Origin of the sequence: Vulgatibacter sp., assembly GCF_041687135.1 — a bacterium.
Lineage (GTDB): Bacteria > Myxococcota > Myxococcia > Myxococcales > Vulgatibacteraceae > JAWLCN01.
The window spans coordinates 136,024-150,677 of the sequence record NZ_JAWLCN010000004.1; the positions used below are offsets into that span (position 1 = coordinate 136,024).

The following is a 14,654-nucleotide window of genomic DNA, read 5'->3' on the forward strand; positions in this document are numbered from 1 at the left end:
AGCGTGCGCCCGGCTGCTCGCCTACTCGGCCTCCGCGTCGACGAGCAGCTCCTGGCGCTCCACCAGCATGGGGACGAGGTTGCTGTCGAGGATCTCCGCCGAGGCCCGCAGCATCGGCTCCCAGGTGGAGAGAAGCCCGGCGCATTCCTCCCTGCGCAAGGCCGTGCCGGGTCCATAGCAGTCCCCCCCCGGCACGGCCAGCCTGTCCGCGGTGATCACCGACCCGTCGAGGAAGGCGACGCTGCGCGTGCCGGCAACCGGGGCGAAGAGATCGGTGCCGAGGAAGACCGTGCCGTCTGCAGGCACGCCGAGCAGGCCCAGCATCGTGGGCGCGAGGTCGAGCTGCCCGCCCGCCTCGTCCCGCTGCTCCACCACCGTGCCGCCGGGCAGGCGCACGTAGAGCGGCACCCGCTGCTCCTCGCGGGCCCAGGCGAAGGCGTCGTCGTCTGCCAGCGGCAGCAGGTCCCCGAGGTTGCCGGTCTGGCGAGTAACGCCGTCGTGGTCGCCGTAGACCACGAGGAGCGAGCGGTCGAGCAGCCCGCTCTGGCCCAGCGCGCCCACCAGCTCCCCGAACGCCGCGTCGGTGTAGTGGAGCGCGTGCAGGTACCAGCCCACCCGCGTCCCCTCGAGCTCGCCCAGCTCGAGTGAGCGGGGCAGCTTCCGGTCCGCGTAGGGCGTGTGGCTGGTGACGCTGAGGGCGAAGGCGTAGAAGGGCTCGGGCAGCCGTTCGAGCCGCGACGCCAGCTGCCGGAAGAAGGCGCGATCGGAGAGCCCGAGGCCGATGATCTCGTCGGGCTCGAGGTCCCGGGCGCTTACCACCTCCTCGAAGCCGAGGCGGGGATCGAAGACCGCCGAGTTCCAGAAGTCGCGACCCAGCGGCTGGAAGAGCGCGGTGTGGTAGCCCGCCTCCTTCAGCACCGAAGGCAGGCAGCGGAAGTCGTTCTGGGGGTACTCGAAGACGACGGCGCCGTCCCGCACCGCGAAGAGCGAGCAGTTGGCGGTGAACTGCGCGTCAGACGTGCGCCCGAACCCCGTCTGCTCGAAGAACCCGGTGAAGTGGACGCTCTCGCGGGCGAGGGCGTCCAGGTGGGGCGTGACCTGCTGGCCGCCCACCGTTCTTCCAACGCCGAATCCCTGGAAGGACTCGAGCTGCACCACGATCACATTGCTGCCGGCGGCGGCGGCCCAGCGCTCGGACAGCGGCTGCGCGGTACGGGCGCCAAGGAATTCGCGCACGCGGTTTGCCGCTTCCTCCCTGCCGGCGAGCCGCCGGGAGAGCTTGCTGGCGTAGGCGTGGAGATCGGTGGCGTGGTAGCCCGCGAACCCCACGTAGGAAGCGAACCAGGCGTTGCCCTTGTAGCGGCGCCGGTGCTTGGCGGTGGCGAAGGTCGCCAGGAGGAGCACGACACCGACGGTGGCCAGGGCGATCGCCGCCCGGGGTGAGCTGCGCCTGCCGGTGCCCGGGGGCAGGAGGAGAAGGGGCAGGCCCGCGAAGAGCGGCAGATCGATCGGGCGGAAGAGGTCGACCACCGCCCCGCCCACTGCAGCCGCCATCCCCACGAAGCGCAGCGACGCCACGGTGGGCAGATCGCCGAACGCGCGGAAGTGGAGCAGATCGACGCAGAGGAGCAGCGTCAGCGCGAGGTCGAGCGCCGCAAAGAGGAAGCGCTGCGAACGGCCGGTGGCCAGGGTGGCGATGCCGACGAGGACGAGGCTCGTGCCGGCGGTCGCCAGGACGAAGCGCGCGCCATGGAGGGCGGCGCTTCCAAGCTGCATGGCTACGACGATCTGCTTGGCGGTGAGGACCGCGAAGTAGAGGCCTGGCCGCAGGAAATCAATTCTTGGGGGGGTCAAGGTGGCGCCCGGCAGCAGTCGGCCACGGCCACCGCGCCGGGCCCGAATGTCCCGTGGCTAACACGGCGGGGCGCAGGTCGCAACACGGCCGCCATCGAATCGCTACCGACCGGAAGGCGCAATTTCAGCGGGCGCGGGCGGGGGCGTGGACCCGGGCGGCGATGTCCGCCTCGACGAAGAGCTCGTAGAGGTGGCCGTCGAGCTTCATCGACTTCACCTCGTCGCCGAGGATGGTGAGCGCCATCTGGTGGGGCACCGCCTTCTTGTAGGGGCGGTCGCTGGCGGTGAGGGCGTCGTAGATGTCGGCGATCGCCATCATCCGCGCCTCGACGCCGATCTCGTCGGGGCGGAGGCGGTTCGGGTAGCCCGATCCGTCGAGCTTCTCGTGGTGGGCGCCGGCGATGTGCGGCACGCCGCGCAGGCCCCGGGTCCAGGGGATCTGGCTCAGGAAGCGGAAGGTGTGCTCGACGTGGCTCTCGATCTCCTGCCGTTCCTCCGGCGAGAGCGATCCCTGGGGGATCGAGAGGACGCGCACCTCGTCCGGCGTGAGCAGCGGCTCCGGCGTCCCGGCGACGCCGGGGAAGGTCCGCTGCGCGATCTCGGCGAGACGCTCGAAGCCGCCGGCGGGAAGGACGGTGGGCTTGTTGCAGCGCAGCACGAACTCCCAGGCCTCGTCGAGCGCGGCGATCTGCTGGGCGCAGGCGAGCTCCTCGCGCTCGAGATCGGCCTTGGCGCCGCCGCGCAGAAGGATGTCGAGGCGCCTCTTGAGCGAGTCGGCCTCGATGCTCTTGCGGGCGTAGGCGACGCGCTGCTCGAGGGTGCGCCGCTCCTCCGGGTAGAGCTTGTTCGCCTTGACGAGCACGTGCTCGCGCACGCCGACCTTGCCGAAGTCGTGGAGGAGCGCGGCGTAGCGGATCTCCATGCGCTGGTCGCCGGTGAAGCGGATCCCGGCCCAGGGACCGCGGCCGCCCTGCTCCACCGCGTCGGCGAGGCCGAGGGTGAGGTGGGCGACGCGCTCGGAGTGACCGGCGGTGCTGGGGTCGCGGGACTCGATCGCCACCACCGCCGCCTTCACGAAGCCCTCGAAGAGGCGCTGGATCTCGTCGTGGAGGAGCGCGTTCTCCACCGCGCCAGCGGCCTGTCCGCCGAGGACCTCGAGGAGCTCGGCGTCCTCGTCGGAGAAGGCGCCACCGGAGCGGTTGTTCAGGGCCTGGAGGACACCCACCACCTCGCCCCGGGTGTTGCGCATCGGCACGCAGAGCAGGGCGCGGGTGCGGTAGCCGGTGGCCTGATCGACCTCGCGGTGGAAGCGGGGATCGGCGTAGGCGTCGGGAAGGTTGATCACCTCGCCGCTGGTGGCGACCCAGCCGGCGATCCCCTTGTCGAGCGGGACGCGGATCTCCTCGCCGCCGATCATCCCCTGGGCGATCTTCGACCAGAGAACGCGCCGGTCGCGGTCGACGAGGAAGAGCGAACAGCGGTCCGCGTCGACCACCTCGGCGGCCTCGCCGACGATGATCCGCAGCAGGGCGTCGAGATCGCGCTCGGCGATCATCGCCTTGGCGACGTCGAGGATCGAGGTCAGTTTTGCGACGCGGCGGCCGTACACTCCGTCTCCATTCGTCCAGCGGGACACGAAGCCATACCATGCCCATGGGTGTGGGCAGATAGGCGCAGGCGTCTGCTCGCCTGCTACCTCGCGCTCAGGCGAGCCCCCAGGTCTTGCCGTTGAAGGTGGTCGCCATCCCGCCGGTGGCCTGCTGGAAGGCGACGTCCCAGAGTGAATCGGGGTCGGTCTCGAAGACGAGGGAGGGCTCGAGGGCCGCGGGGAGCCAGACGCCTTCGCGCAGCTCCGCCTCGAGCTGCCCTGCGTCCCAGCCCGCGTAGCCGAGGACGAGGCGGAACTGCCTGGGCTCCCTGCCCCGCACCACCGCATCGAGGGCCGCGGCATTGGAGCAGACGAGGAGCTCCTCGCCCACCTCGATCTCCCCGTCGAAGCGGGGGCCGCCGTTGGGGTAGATGAGCCAGCCGCTCTCCGGGGTGACGGGTCCACCGACCCGCGCCGCCTTGCGGAAGGGTGCGGTCCTGGGCACCTGCACCCCCGCCGGCACCAGGTCCGCCGCCTGGAGCAGCTGGCCCACCGGATCGAGGGCGGGACCGTTGAGGACCCAACCGAGCGCGCCGTCCGGCTCGTGCTTGCCGAGCAGGACGACCCGCCGCTCGAAGTTCGGATCCGCCAGGCGCGGTGCGGCGAGAAGAAGCGTGGGAGCGAGCGACTGCGTTGCCATGTCCCGATAGTAACCCGACTTCCCCGAGGTGCATCCCCGGGTCAGGCAGGGAGTGTGAGCCGGAAGGTGGTTCCCCGGTTCGGCTCGCTCTGCACGGCGAGGTTGCCGCCGTGGGCTTCGACGATGCGCCGGGCGAGGAGCAGGCCGAGGCCCACGCCGCCGGTGCCGCGGGCGCGGCTGCGGTCGGTGCGGAAGAAGGGGGTGAAGAGCCGGGGCAGATCCTCGGGCTCGATGCCGATGCCGCGGTCGATCACCTCGACGACGAGGTTGCCTTCGCGGGGCAGCGCCCGGAGCAGGATCGCCTCGTCCGAGTATTTCACGGCGTTGTCGAGGAGGTTGGCGAGGGCGCGGCGGACGAGGGCGGCATCGCAGTCGATGGCCGGCAGGGGTTGCGTGATCTCGACGTCGAGGTGGCGATCGGGATGGAGCGCGCGGAAGCGCTCCGCCGCCGCCTCCACGAGCGCGTCACCGCTGCAGGGGGCGCGGCGCAGCGGCGGCGTTCCGGAGGGGGCTGCGCCTGCTGCGGCGGTGAGGTCGAGGCGGGCGACGGTGAGGACGTCGCCGATCATCGCCTCCAGCTCGGCGAGATCGGTCTCGATCTCGCGGAGGTAGCGGCCGCCGCGGGTGTCGCCCTCCTCCGCCAGCTCGAGGGCGATCCGGATCCTGGCGAGCGGCGTGCGCAGCTCGTGGGAGACGTTGGCGAGGAGCTCCTTCTCGCTGCGGATCAGGGTCTCGATCCGGTCGGCCATCTCGTCGAAGGCCGCGGCGAGCTGGATCACCTCGCTGCCCCTGCGCCTGCCTCTTGCGAGGCCGGTGCGGGCAGAGAGATCGCCGCCGCCGAAGCGGCGCACCGTTCCGGTGAGTCGCTCGAGGGGCGAGGCGATCGAGCGGGCGAGTGGGATCGAGCCGAGGGCGAGGGCGGCGAGGACCGCGCCGAGGATCGCGGCGGGCCTGGTGAGATCGCCGCTCCAGCGCGGGCGGCGGGCGACGAGGAAGGCCTCGGGGGGGCGGCCGATCGGCGCGACGAGGAGATCGGCCTTGCGCAGGTGGCGGGGGCGCATCGGGCCGCGGTGGTGGGGCGGGAGGGCCGGCGGATCTTCGCCGGCTGCGGCGAGGCGGGTGCCGTCTCTGGCGTAGATGGCGATGTCGATGCCGAAGGTTTCGAAGGTGGCGTCGAGCTCACGCTGCAGGGCGGCACGGTCGTGGAGGTAGGGCGCGTGGCTCGCGGCGAGCCAGCCGGCGAAGCGCTCGGGCTGGTGCGGCGGGCGGCCGAAGGCCTTGCCCACGGCGAAGATGGCGAGCGCCACCAGGAGGAGCAGGAGCAGGCCGTGGAGGTAGACCCGCCAGAAGGTGCCGCGCTTCATCGGGTCTCGTCCGACGTGTCGGCTTCCGGCGCTGCGAAGAGGTAGCCGACACCGCGGACCGTCTTCAGCCAGCGGGGGTGGCGGGCGTCGTCGCCGAGCTTCTGGCGCAGGCGGGAGACGTGGACGTCGATGGAGCGATCGAAGGCCTCCTCCGCGCTTCCCCTGGCGAGATCGAGGAGCTGCTCCCTCGCGAGGACACGCCCCGCCCGCTCGGCGAAGACGCGCAGCAGGGTGAACTCGTAGGCGGTGAGCTCGAGCTCGGTGCCGCCCAGGGTGGCGCGGTGGGCGCCGGGATCGAGGCGCAGGGGGCCGACCTCGATGGTGCGCTGCGCGGGGCCCGCCTGGCCCCGGGCCCGCCGCAGCAGCGCGCGGATCCGGGCGAGCAGCTCGCGGGGCGAGAAGGGCTTGGAGAGGTAGTCGTCGGCGCCGAGCTCGAGCCCCATCACCCGATCCGCCTCCTCCCCTCTGGCGGTGAGCACGATGATGGGCACGTCCGAGCGGGCGCGGATCTCGCGGCAGATGGTGAGGCCGTCGCGCCCGGGGAGCATGAGGTCGAGGAGGATCACGTCCCAGGGGCGGGCGAGGGCCTCGCGCTGCCCACGCAGGCCGTCCGCCTCGCGGGCGACGACCACCCCGTGCCCGCCGAGGTATTCGGCGAGCAGGGAGGCGAGGCGGTCGTCGTCCTCGATGAGCAGCGCGGTGATGGTGGGCTCGGTGCCGGACATCGGGGATCACTCCTGCGCGGGGGCGCCTTCCTTGACGTAGCCGTGGCGCTTGCCGCGCTTCTCGTGGCGCTTCTCGATGAGCTGCGCCAGCTCCGCCCGCTGCTCGGGCGTGAGGATGCGATGGACCTCGATCATCGCGTCCGCCATCTCGTGGGCTGCGGCGCGGCGGGCGTCGAGGCGCTCGTCGACCTTCGCGTGCACCTTCGCCGGATCGGGATTCTCCTCGGTCCAGATGGAGAGCATCTCCTGCTTCATCGCCTGCCGCTCGCCCTTGCGGGCCTGCATGCTGGCGACGACGCGCTCCTTGATCGCGAGGATCTGGGCGCGCTGCTCCTCGGTCGCCTCGATCTCGTCGAGGGCCCGCTCGATCTTCTTGTCGAGGAAGGCGCCATGGTGGGGGCCGCCGGCGTGGCGGAAGCCCGTGAGGAGCAGGAAGGAGGCGACCGCCAGGCCGACCAGGACCACGAGCTTGTTCTTCTTCATCTGCGCATCTCCTTTGGCCTGGTTGCGTGCAGGCCTTCGCCACCCGGCAGTGGGTGGCGAGGGTGAGGATGCGTCGGCCACGTTGCTCGGGTTTTGGCCGCTCGTGAAGAAGTATGTAGCTACGGGGTGCCGGCGCGGTCGAGGGCCCGGGCGAGGTCCGCCCAGATGTCCGCCTCGTGCTCGACGCCTACCGAGAGGCGGACGAGGCCGGCGGTGATCCCGTGGGCGTCGCGGGCGGCCGCGTCGACCACGCGGTGGGTCATCGAGGCGGGATGCTGGATCAGCGTGTCGGCGGAGCCGAGGCTCACCGCCGGCGTGCAGAGCTTCACCGTGCCGAGGAGCTTCACCGCCGCTTCGTAGCCGCCCTTCAGCACGAAGGAGAGCATGGCGCCGGGACCCGCGAGCTGCTTGCCGAGCAGGCCCTTCGGATCGCCGCCAGGCAGGCCGGGGTAGTGGACCACCTCGATCGCCGGGTGGTCGGCGAGCCTGCGGGCGATCTGCTCGGCATTCGCCTGCGCGGCGTGGATGCGCAGGGCGAGGGTCTGCAGGCCGCGGTGGAGGAGGTAGCCGCCGAGCGGGTGGAGCACCGCACCGGTGGCGATGCGGACCTGGCGCAGGAGCTTCGCCCACTCCTCGTCCGCGGTGGCGATCACGCCGCCGAGCACGTCGCCGTGGCCGCCGAGGTATTTGGTGGCGCTGTGGAGGACGAGGGTGGCGCCGTGGCGCAGGGGCTGCTGGAGCACCGGCGTGGCGAAGGTGGAGTCGACGAGGACGGGCACCCTGCCCGCCTGGCGGACGACGTCCTCGATGTCGAGGAGATCGAGGGTGGGGTTCGCCGGGGTCTCGACGAGGACGAGGCCGGTGTCGGGGCGCACGTGCTGCGAGATGGTCCCGGGATTGGCCCAGCTCACCTCGGTGCCGAGGAGGCCGCTGGCGAGGAGGTGGTCGGAGCCGCCGTAGAGCGGGCGTACCGCCACCACGTGTTTGGTGGCGCGCTGCTGGGCGGCGAGGAGCGCTGCGGAGAGGGCCGCCATGCCGGAGCCGAAGGCCACCGCGGCCTTTGCCTGCTCGAGCTGGGCGAGGGCGCTCTCGAAGCGGGCGACGGTGGGGTTGTGGAGGCGCGCGTAGACCGCGCTGCCCTGCGGCGTGCCGCCGAGGGCCATGGCCTCGAGGCTCTCGCCGCCTGCCTCCGGATCGGAGAGCGGGTTGGTGGTCGAGAGATCGAGGGGCGGCGCGTGGACGCCCAGGGCTGCCAGGTCGTCGCGGCCGGCGTGGACGGCGAGGGTCTCGAAGTGGGGGCGCATGGTGTGTCGAACCTCGTTCGTGATTCGTTGCCGTTTCCCATTCTCGCGCTGGCGTGGGCTTCGGTGTTCCGAATAGACTTCGGAGCACCATGGCAAAGACCGACCTCGACCGAATCGACTGCGCCCTGCTGGCCGCGCTGCAGAAGGATGGCCGGCTCTCGAACAAGGAGCTCGCCGCCGCGGTGGGGCTCGCGCCCTCGAGCTGCCACGAGCGGATGCGGCGTTTGCGGGCGATCGGGGTGATCCGCGGGATCCACGCGGAGCTCGAGCCTGCGGCGGTGGGGGTGGGGCTGCAGGCGCTGATCGCGGTGCGGCTCAAGCAGCATTCGCGGGATCTGGTGGAGTCGTTCCGGGAGCACGTGCTCTCGCTGCACGAGGTGCTTTCGCTCTTCCACGTGGCCGGGGCGGACGATTTCCTCGTGCACGTGGTGGTGCGGGACGCGAACCACCTGCGGGATCTGGCGCTCGACGCGTTCACGCGGCGGGACGAGGTGGCGCATCTGCAGACGTCGCTGGTCTTCGAGCACGCGCGGGCGCCGGAGATGCCGCTCTACCTGCCGGAGGCGCCTCTGCCTGCTGTGCCTGCCCCTGTTGCAGCTGCGCCGCGCCGGAAGAGGAAGCCTGCTGCTGCGGCGGCGGGCAAGCGGGTGCGCCGGCGGTAGGGCTCTTTCAGCGGCGGCGGGGCGGGCTCTTGCGGCTGCGCTCGGCCTGCTTCTTCTCGATCGCCGCGAGCTCCGCCGCGAGCTTGCGGTAGGCGGCGAAGCGCTCGGGGTCGAGGGCGCCGGTTGCGGCAGCCTCGCGCACCGCGCAGCCGGGCTCCTGCTCGTGGACGCAGTCGCGGAAGCGGCAGGTCCGGGCGATCTCGAGCACGTCGGGGAAGGTGTCGGCGATCCCCTGCTCCGCTTCCCAGAGGGCGAGTTCGCGCACGCCGGGGGTGTCGATCACCAGCGCGCCGCCGGGAAGCATGAAGAGCTCGCGGTGGGTGGTGGTGTGGCGGCCCTTCTGATCGGCCTCGCGGACCTCGGCGATCACCTGGCGCTCGGTGCCGAGCCAGCGGTTGACGAGGCTCGACTTCCCCACGCCGGAGGAGCCCACGAGGACGACGGTGCGGCCGGGGGCGAGGTGCTGCTGCAGATCGTCGAGGCCGTGGCCCGTCTTGTTGCTGACGAGGTGGACCGGGGCCTTGCCGGCGATGCCGCGGACCGCCTCCCCGACCTGGACGGGATCGGGGCAGAGATCCGCTTTGGTGAGCACCACCACCGGCGCCGCACCGCTCTCCCAGGCGAGGGTGAGGTTGCGTTCGAGGCGGCGGAGGTTCACGTCGCCGGTGGCGGCGGCGACGAGGAAGATCACGTCGACGTTGGCGGCGACCACCTGCTCCTCGGTGGTGCGGCCGGGGACCTTGCGGGAGAGCTTGGAGCGACGGGGGAGGACGCCGTGGACGACGGAGCGGCCGGACTGGAGGATCTCCACGGAGACCCAGTCGCCGACAGCGGGTTTGAGGGCCTCGCCCCGCTGCACCGCGCGGCGGAGGCGGCCGGTGGGCTCGGCGCGGACCTCGCCCCCGCCGGTGATCACGAGGAAGTCCTGGGCGTAGTCGACGGCGATGCGGCCCGGGGCGGTGCCCGTGCTTTTGCTCGCGCGGAAAGCTTCCGCCAGCTCCTCGTCCCAACCGTAGTGCGCCAGATCCGGCATGCGCCTCCTCGCTCCTCCCAGGGCGGCTCGTCTTTCGCGGGCGCAGCCTATGTACCGCGCAGGCCCGGTCGATCGCCACGACAACGCACCGTTGCGGCCGGGACTGCCCGCGGGGCTCGTCAGCCTGCTGCGGCCTGCGGGGTGAGGGCGCCGCGGAGCACGGTGACGGCGCTGCCGCGGAGGAGGACGCGGGGGCCACGGAGCTCGACCTCGAGCTCGCCGCCGCGGGCGGAGGCCTGGTGGGCGAGGAGGATCTCCTTGCCGAGGCGCTCGGACCACCAGGGGGCGAGGATGCAATGGGCGGCGCCGGTGACCGGATCCTCGTCGATGCCGATCGCGGGGCCGAAGACGCGGGAGACGATGTCGGGGGCGGGTTCCGGATCGCCCTGCCCCGCCGCGGTGACGATCAGCAGCTCGGGCAGTAGGGGACGGAGCGCGGCGTGGTCGGGGCGGAAGGCGCGGACGTCCGCTGCGGTGGCGAGCTGGACGAGCCAATGGGCGCCGCTCCTTCCGGAGGCGACGGGCTGCAGGTCCTGGAGCGCGGCGGTGAGGGCCGCCGGGAGAGGGGCGGGCTCGACGGGCAGGGCGGGGAGGTCGAGCTCGATTTTCCCGCCGTGGCGCTGCGCCGTGAGGAGGCCGCTCGCGGTCTCGAAGCGGGCCGGGCTCTCCTGCGGGAGCCAGCCCTCGGCCCAGAGGGTGTGGGCGGCGGCGAGGGTGGCGTGGCCGCAGAGCGGCACCTCGGTGGTCGGGGTGAACCAGCGCAGGCCGCAGGTGCCGGGGGGGCCTGCGGGATGGACGAAGGCGGTCTCCGAGAGGTTCATCTCCGCGGCGACCTGCTGCATCCAGGGCGCCTCCGCCGGCGCGTCGAGGAGGCAGACCGCGGCGGGATTGCCACGGAAGGGGGCGGAGGTGAAGGCGTCGACGACGTGGATCGGCTGGGACATGCGCTGGCTCCTCGCTTCCCCGATCGGGCAGGGGGGGACGATCCGCGGAAGCGTTTTTTCCGTCCCGGTCCTAACGCCCTCGGGTCGGACGCGCCGCTGCAGCGACGCAGCGCGGAGCTGCGCCCGGTGTCAGGCGCTGCGGGTGACGGGGAGCGCCTCGGCAGCCTCCACCTCTTCGCCCTCGGCGTGGATCCCGGGCAGGACCGGCCAGGAGGCGGCAGGTTCCTCGACCTTGGCGGGCTTGCGGCCCTTCATCGCGGTGATGAGGCCGACCCCGCCCACGATGAGCGCGGAGGCAAAGAGCGTGCGCGGCCCGACCGCCTCGCCGGCGAGCGCCCAGCCGAGAAGCACCGCCACCACCGGGTTCACGTAGGCGTAGGTCGAGGCGAGGGCGGGCTGCACGTTGCGCAGGAGCCAGGCGTAGGCGGTGAAGCCGATGAGCGAGCCGAAGACCACGAGGTAGAGCAGCGCCGCCACCGACTGCGCGGACGATCCCGCGGGATCGAAGCGGGCGGCCTCTCCCGAGGCGACAGAGACGAAGAGGAGGGCGACGCCACCGGCGAGCATCTGCATCGCGCTGCCGAGCAGGGGCGAGGCCGGGGCGGGCGCCTTGCGGGCGTAGAGGGAGCCCGCTGCCCAGGAGAGCGCCGCCGCGGTGGTGACGAGGGCGGGGACGAGCGGGACGCTGGCGCCGGCGAGGCCGGTGGGATCGACGAGGAGGACGACGCCGACGAAGCCGGCGAGCAGGCCTGCAGCCACGGGGAGGGTGGGCCTTTGGCCTGCGTGCAGCCACTCGAGGAGCGCCATGAAGAGCGGCACGGTGGAGACGAGGAGCGCGGCGAGGCTCGAAGGGATCGCCTGCTCGGCCCACACCACCGCGCCGTTGCCGCCGAGGAGGAGGAGCAGGCCCACGGTGGCGGCGCTGCGCCACTGTCCGGCGGTGGGGCGGGCGGCGCCGCGGGCGCGGGCCCAGAGGTAGAGGGCCGCGCCTGCAACGAGGAATCGGGCTGCGGCCATCCCGAAGGGCGGGAGGGTCTCCACGGCGAAGCGGATGGCGAGGTAGGTCGAGCCCCAGACGACGTAGACCAGGGCGAGGGCCAACGCGACCTGCCACCGGGACGCCTGCACGTGCTGCTGCGAGACCATCTTCTACCTCACCGCTTGCTGCGGCGCGCCTCGTAGCACGACTTGCCTTGCAGGGGTAGCCAGCGGCTCTTCGGGCCCGCGCTGCTCAGTGGAGCGCGTGGGCCACGGTGAGCACGAACTCGGGCACCTCGGCGCGGAACTGGGTCCCATCGGGTCGCTCCATGAGGAAGGTGCCCCGCATGGTGCCGATCGGCGTCGCGAGGGGCACCCAGCTCGTGTACTCGAAGAACTCGCCGGGGCCGAGGCGCGGCTGCTTGCCGACGACACCCTCCCCTTCCACCTCCTGCACCTCGCCGGTGCCGTCCTGGATCTTCCAGTGGCGGCGGAGGAGCTGGGCGGGTTCGCTGCCGGTATTGGAGATCGTGACGCTGTAGGTGAAGGCGAAGCGGCCCTGCTCCGGGGCGGAGCGTTCCTCCCAGTACTCGGGCTGGACCTCGACGCGGATCCCTTCGGTGGTGGCGACGGACATGGGTGGGCCTTCTAACCGGGTGTCGGCCTCGGCGCAAAGGGTGGAGATCAGGCGAAGACGCTCTTGCGCTCGCGCAGGCCCTTCTCGATCAGCTCCTCGACCGCATCGCGGACGCGGCGGGCGGCTTCCTTCACCAGCTCGGGATCGTCGGCATCGCCGGGTCGGTAATCCTCGTGGAGCGGGATCGGGGCGCCGTAGTGGATGTGGTAGCGCACCGGAAGGGGGAGCGGCGTGAGGGTGAGCGGCACGTAGGGGGCGCCGAAGAGGCGGCCGAGGCGCCGCAGGCGACCGAGCTGGGGCATCTGTTCCTCGGCGCCGATGATCGCCACGGGCACCACCGGGGCGCGGTGGCGGATCGCGAGCTCCGCGTGCCCGACGCGCCACTCCTGGAGCTGGTAGCGCTCGGAGAAGGGCTTGCCGATGCCGGGCACGCCCTCGGGGAAGATCATCATCAGCTCGCCTGCCTCGAGGAGGCTGCGGACGTTGCCGCGGGCGCCGCCGACCACCCCGCCCCTGGTGAAGAGGGTGGAGACGAAGGGGAGGTTGGAGACGAAGAAGTCGGCGACCGGGCGCGGCACCCGGTGCACCTTCCGCACCACGTCGGCCCAGAGCATCGCGCCGTCGAAGGGGAGCGTGCCGGAGTGGTTCGCGGCGAGGATGGCGGGTCCCGAGCCGGGGACCTTCTCGGCGCCGGAGGAGATCACCCGGAAGTACTTCTCGTAGAGCGGCCGGGTGAGGGCGATGCCGAGGGCGATGTGGTCGCGCTCCATGCCGTAGGGGTCGTAACCGAAGCCCTCGTCCCGCAGGGGAAGGTTGCGGATCCGCTCCAGCTCCTCGTGGGGGAGGAGTGCCTCGACCAGGGCAGTGACGGTGGGGTGGGGATTGCGCACGGATTCCCTTCCTACCATGGTGGCCCGCACCCGGGCCTGCCGCTATCTTCCGCGGCCATGAGCGATCTGACCGAACCGCAGTACCTGAAGCTCGCCGACCAGGCCTTCCGCCGGATCCAGGATGCGCTGGAGCCGGTGGATCCGGACGACGCCGACTACGAGTTCAACGGCGACGTCCTGACCATCGGATTCGCCAACGGGGTCAAGTGCGTGATCAACACGCAGCGGCCCGCCCGGCAGATCTGGCTCGCGGCGAAGGCCCGGGCCTGGCACTTCTCGTGGGACGAGGGCGCGGGCAAGTGGATGGACGACAAGGGCAGCGGCGACGATCTCTTCGGGCTGCTGCAGCGGATCGTGCAGGAGAACGCCGGGGCGACGATCCGGCTGTAGTTGCTCAGGCCTCTTCGTCCTCGGTTGTGCCCGGGCCGCCGCCGGGCAGCTCGTCGTAGCGGCGGACGCCGGGGATATCGAGGATGAAGTCGGCGCCGAAGGCCATCGAGGGCGTGAGGGCGCCCTTTGGCTGCATGGCGAGGATGCGCTCGGCGCTGCGGACCGCGGTTGCGGCGGTGAGGCCGTAGGCCTCCGGCGCCTCGAGCCAGGCCTCGACGGTGTGGCCCCGCGCATTCTTCGCCCGGGCATAGAAGTGGGAGCGGCCGGTGCGGCGCTCCCCGGCGTCCGGGGGGCGGGCGAGATCGCCTGCCAGCCGGGCGGCGGCGTTGCGGAAGCGGTCGCTCCGAAGGGCCCGCTGCAGCGATCCGCCGAAGAGGCGGAGGAGGACATCGGCGCCTGGCGGCAGCGCCATGTAGGTGGTGATGTCGCCGATCCCGGTGGAACGGTACGCGGTCTCGAGATCGCCCCAGGGGATGGGGATCACGTGTCGCTCCCGGTCGTGGAAGCGGACCGTCTTTCCCCCGTGGCCGAGCGGATGCGGCATGAGCGTGCCGGCACGGCGGGCGAGGCCACCGGTCGGCAGGAACTCGATGATCGAGCGGGTGGTGCCGGCGCTGGTGCGCTCGCCGCCTGCGATGAAGATGCCGAGGCGGCTCGCCTCGGGGCAGCGGCTGGCGACGTGCCGGGCGAGGCAGTCGGAGGGGACCACGTCGAAGCCGGCACCGGAGAGGAGCGCGACGCCGCTGCTGCGGGCCTGCTCGTCGTGGGCGAAGGTGTTCTGAAAGACCGGGATCTCGCCGGTGATGTCGACGTAGTGGGCCTTCGTGCGCAGGCAGGCCCGGACCATCGGCGCGCTGGTGTGGACAAAGGGGCCGGCACAATGGACAACGAGGTCGATTCCGCGGATCGCGCGGGCGAGCGCGACCTCGTCCTGCAAACCGAACGCGCGCCACTCGAGCCCGAGCGCGGTGGCCATCTGCTCGACGGCATCGCGGGAGCGGCCGGCGAGAATCGGCTTGTGGCCGCGCTCCAGCGCCTCCTGGGCGATGAGTCTGCCGGTGTAGCCGTTGGCGCCGTAAATCATCCAGGGGCCTGCCATCTG

General features: G+C 72.1%; 15 protein-coding genes. 2 read left to right on the top strand and 13 right to left on the bottom strand.

Annotated features, from left to right (window positions below; all coding sequences use genetic code 11):
• Positions 1 to 21: 21 nt before the first annotated feature.
• From ACESMR_RS11715 to ACESMR_RS11745, 7 genes are all read right to left on the bottom strand, one after another.
• The gene (locus ACESMR_RS11715) at positions 22 to 1,776 is read right to left on the bottom strand and encodes an LTA synthase family protein (protein ID WP_373047262.1); all 1,755 of its coding nucleotides are present in this window, start codon (positions 1,774 to 1,776) and stop codon (positions 22 to 24) included.
• Positions 1,777 to 1,978: 202 nt separating this feature from the next.
• Complete coding sequence (locus ACESMR_RS11720) at positions 1,979 to 3,463, bottom strand: HD domain-containing phosphohydrolase (protein WP_373047263.1); 1,485 nt, start codon at positions 3,461 to 3,463, stop codon at positions 1,979 to 1,981.
• A gap of 94 nt (positions 3,464 to 3,557) precedes the next feature.
• On the bottom strand, positions 3,558 to 4,142 hold the full coding sequence (locus ACESMR_RS11725) for a YqgE/AlgH family protein (protein ID WP_373047264.1): 585 nt from the start codon (positions 4,140 to 4,142) through the stop codon (positions 3,558 to 3,560).
• A gap of 41 nt (positions 4,143 to 4,183) precedes the next feature.
• Complete coding sequence (locus ACESMR_RS11730; RefSeq protein ID WP_373047265.1) at positions 4,184 to 5,506, bottom strand: sensor histidine kinase; 1,323 nt, start codon at positions 5,504 to 5,506, stop codon at positions 4,184 to 4,186.
• Positions 5,503 to 6,231: a response regulator gene (locus ACESMR_RS11735; RefSeq protein WP_373047266.1), complete on the bottom strand. Its 729-nt coding sequence runs from the start codon at positions 6,229 to 6,231 to the stop codon at positions 5,503 to 5,505. Before ACESMR_RS11735 ends, ACESMR_RS11730 begins: the two co-directional genes overlap by 4 nt.
• A gap of 6 nt (positions 6,232 to 6,237) precedes the next feature.
• The gene (locus ACESMR_RS11740) at positions 6,238 to 6,714 is read right to left on the bottom strand and encodes a Spy/CpxP family protein refolding chaperone (RefSeq protein ID WP_373047267.1); all 477 of its coding nucleotides are present in this window, start codon (positions 6,712 to 6,714) and stop codon (positions 6,238 to 6,240) included.
• Between the two features lie 119 nt (positions 6,715 to 6,833).
• Positions 6,834 to 8,018, bottom strand: coding sequence for a trans-sulfuration enzyme family protein (locus ACESMR_RS11745; protein ID WP_373047268.1), 1,185 nt, complete (start codon positions 8,016 to 8,018; stop codon positions 6,834 to 6,836).
• A gap of 89 nt (positions 8,019 to 8,107) precedes the next feature.
• Here ACESMR_RS11745 and ACESMR_RS11750 point away from each other — a divergent pair, with 89 nt between their 5' ends.
• Positions 8,108 to 8,680, top strand: a complete 573-nt coding sequence (locus tag ACESMR_RS11750; protein ID WP_373047269.1) for an Lrp/AsnC family transcriptional regulator — start codon at positions 8,108 to 8,110, stop codon at positions 8,678 to 8,680.
• A gap of 7 nt (positions 8,681 to 8,687) precedes the next feature.
• Here the strand turns inward: ACESMR_RS11750 and rsgA are convergent, their stop codons facing one another.
• The 5 genes from rsgA to ACESMR_RS11775 form a co-directional block, all read right to left on the bottom strand.
• Positions 8,688 to 9,713: a ribosome small subunit-dependent GTPase A gene (gene rsgA, locus ACESMR_RS11755; protein ID WP_373047270.1), complete on the bottom strand. Its 1,026-nt coding sequence runs from the start codon at positions 9,711 to 9,713 to the stop codon at positions 8,688 to 8,690.
• A 119-nt stretch (positions 9,714 to 9,832) separates the two neighbouring features.
• Positions 9,833 to 10,657 (bottom strand): PhzF family phenazine biosynthesis protein, encoded by an 825-nt coding sequence (locus ACESMR_RS11760; RefSeq protein WP_373047271.1) that lies wholly within the window; start codon positions 10,655 to 10,657, stop codon positions 9,833 to 9,835.
• 129 nt (positions 10,658 to 10,786) lie between these two features.
• Complete coding sequence (gene yedA / locus ACESMR_RS11765; RefSeq protein ID WP_373047272.1) at positions 10,787 to 11,803, bottom strand: drug/metabolite exporter YedA; 1,017 nt, start codon at positions 11,801 to 11,803, stop codon at positions 10,787 to 10,789.
• A gap of 85 nt (positions 11,804 to 11,888) precedes the next feature.
• Positions 11,889 to 12,272, bottom strand: coding sequence for a Co2+/Mg2+ efflux protein ApaG (gene apaG, locus ACESMR_RS11770; RefSeq protein WP_373047273.1), 384 nt, complete (start codon positions 12,270 to 12,272; stop codon positions 11,889 to 11,891).
• Positions 12,273 to 12,319: 47 nt separating this feature from the next.
• Entirely contained in the window at positions 12,320 to 13,162 is an 843-nt protein-coding gene (locus ACESMR_RS11775) for a lysophospholipid acyltransferase family protein (protein WP_373047274.1), read from the bottom strand.
• A 57-nt stretch (positions 13,163 to 13,219) separates the two neighbouring features.
• Here ACESMR_RS11775 and cyaY point away from each other — a divergent pair, with 57 nt between their 5' ends.
• Entirely contained in the window at positions 13,220 to 13,552 is a 333-nt protein-coding gene (cyaY, locus tag ACESMR_RS11780; RefSeq protein WP_373047275.1) for an iron donor protein CyaY, read from the top strand.
• A gap of 4 nt (positions 13,553 to 13,556) precedes the next feature.
• Here the strand turns inward: cyaY and ACESMR_RS11785 are convergent, their stop codons facing one another.
• Positions 13,557 to 14,651: a saccharopine dehydrogenase family protein gene (locus ACESMR_RS11785; RefSeq protein WP_373047276.1), complete on the bottom strand. Its 1,095-nt coding sequence runs from the start codon at positions 14,649 to 14,651 to the stop codon at positions 13,557 to 13,559.
• Positions 14,652 to 14,654: the final 3 nt, after the last annotated feature.

Coding starts and splice junctions, on each gene's coding strand:
- ACESMR_RS11715 (WP_373047262.1), bottom strand. CDS start 1,776: ATGCAGCTTGGAAGCGCCGCCCTCCATGGCGCGCGCTTCGTCCTGGCG.
- ACESMR_RS11730 (WP_373047265.1), bottom strand. CDS start 5,506: ATGAAGCGCGGCACCTTCTGGCGGGTCTACCTCCACGGCCTGCTCCTG.
- cyaY (WP_373047275.1), top strand. CDS start 13,220: ATGAGCGATCTGACCGAACCGCAGTACCTGAAGCTCGCCGACCAGGCC.
- rsgA (WP_373047270.1), bottom strand. CDS start 9,713: ATGCCGGATCTGGCGCACTACGGTTGGGACGAGGAGCTGGCGGAAGCT.
- apaG (WP_373047273.1), bottom strand. CDS start 12,272: ATGTCCGTCGCCACCACCGAAGGGATCCGCGTCGAGGTCCAGCCCGAG.
- ACESMR_RS11750 (WP_373047269.1), top strand. CDS start 8,108: ATGGCAAAGACCGACCTCGACCGAATCGACTGCGCCCTGCTGGCCGCG.
- ACESMR_RS11740 (WP_373047267.1), bottom strand. CDS start 6,714: ATGAAGAAGAACAAGCTCGTGGTCCTGGTCGGCCTGGCGGTCGCCTCC.
- ACESMR_RS11745 (WP_373047268.1), bottom strand. CDS start 8,018: ATGCGCCCCCACTTCGAGACCCTCGCCGTCCACGCCGGCCGCGACGAC.
- ACESMR_RS11725 (WP_373047264.1), bottom strand. CDS start 4,142: ATGGCAACGCAGTCGCTCGCTCCCACGCTTCTTCTCGCCGCACCGCGC.
- yedA (WP_373047272.1), bottom strand. CDS start 11,803: ATGGTCTCGCAGCAGCACGTGCAGGCGTCCCGGTGGCAGGTCGCGTTG.
- ACESMR_RS11735 (WP_373047266.1), bottom strand. CDS start 6,231: ATGTCCGGCACCGAGCCCACCATCACCGCGCTGCTCATCGAGGACGAC.
- ACESMR_RS11785 (WP_373047276.1), bottom strand. CDS start 14,651: ATGGCAGGCCCCTGGATGATTTACGGCGCCAACGGCTACACCGGCAGA.
- ACESMR_RS11760 (WP_373047271.1), bottom strand. CDS start 10,657: ATGTCCCAGCCGATCCACGTCGTCGACGCCTTCACCTCCGCCCCCTTC.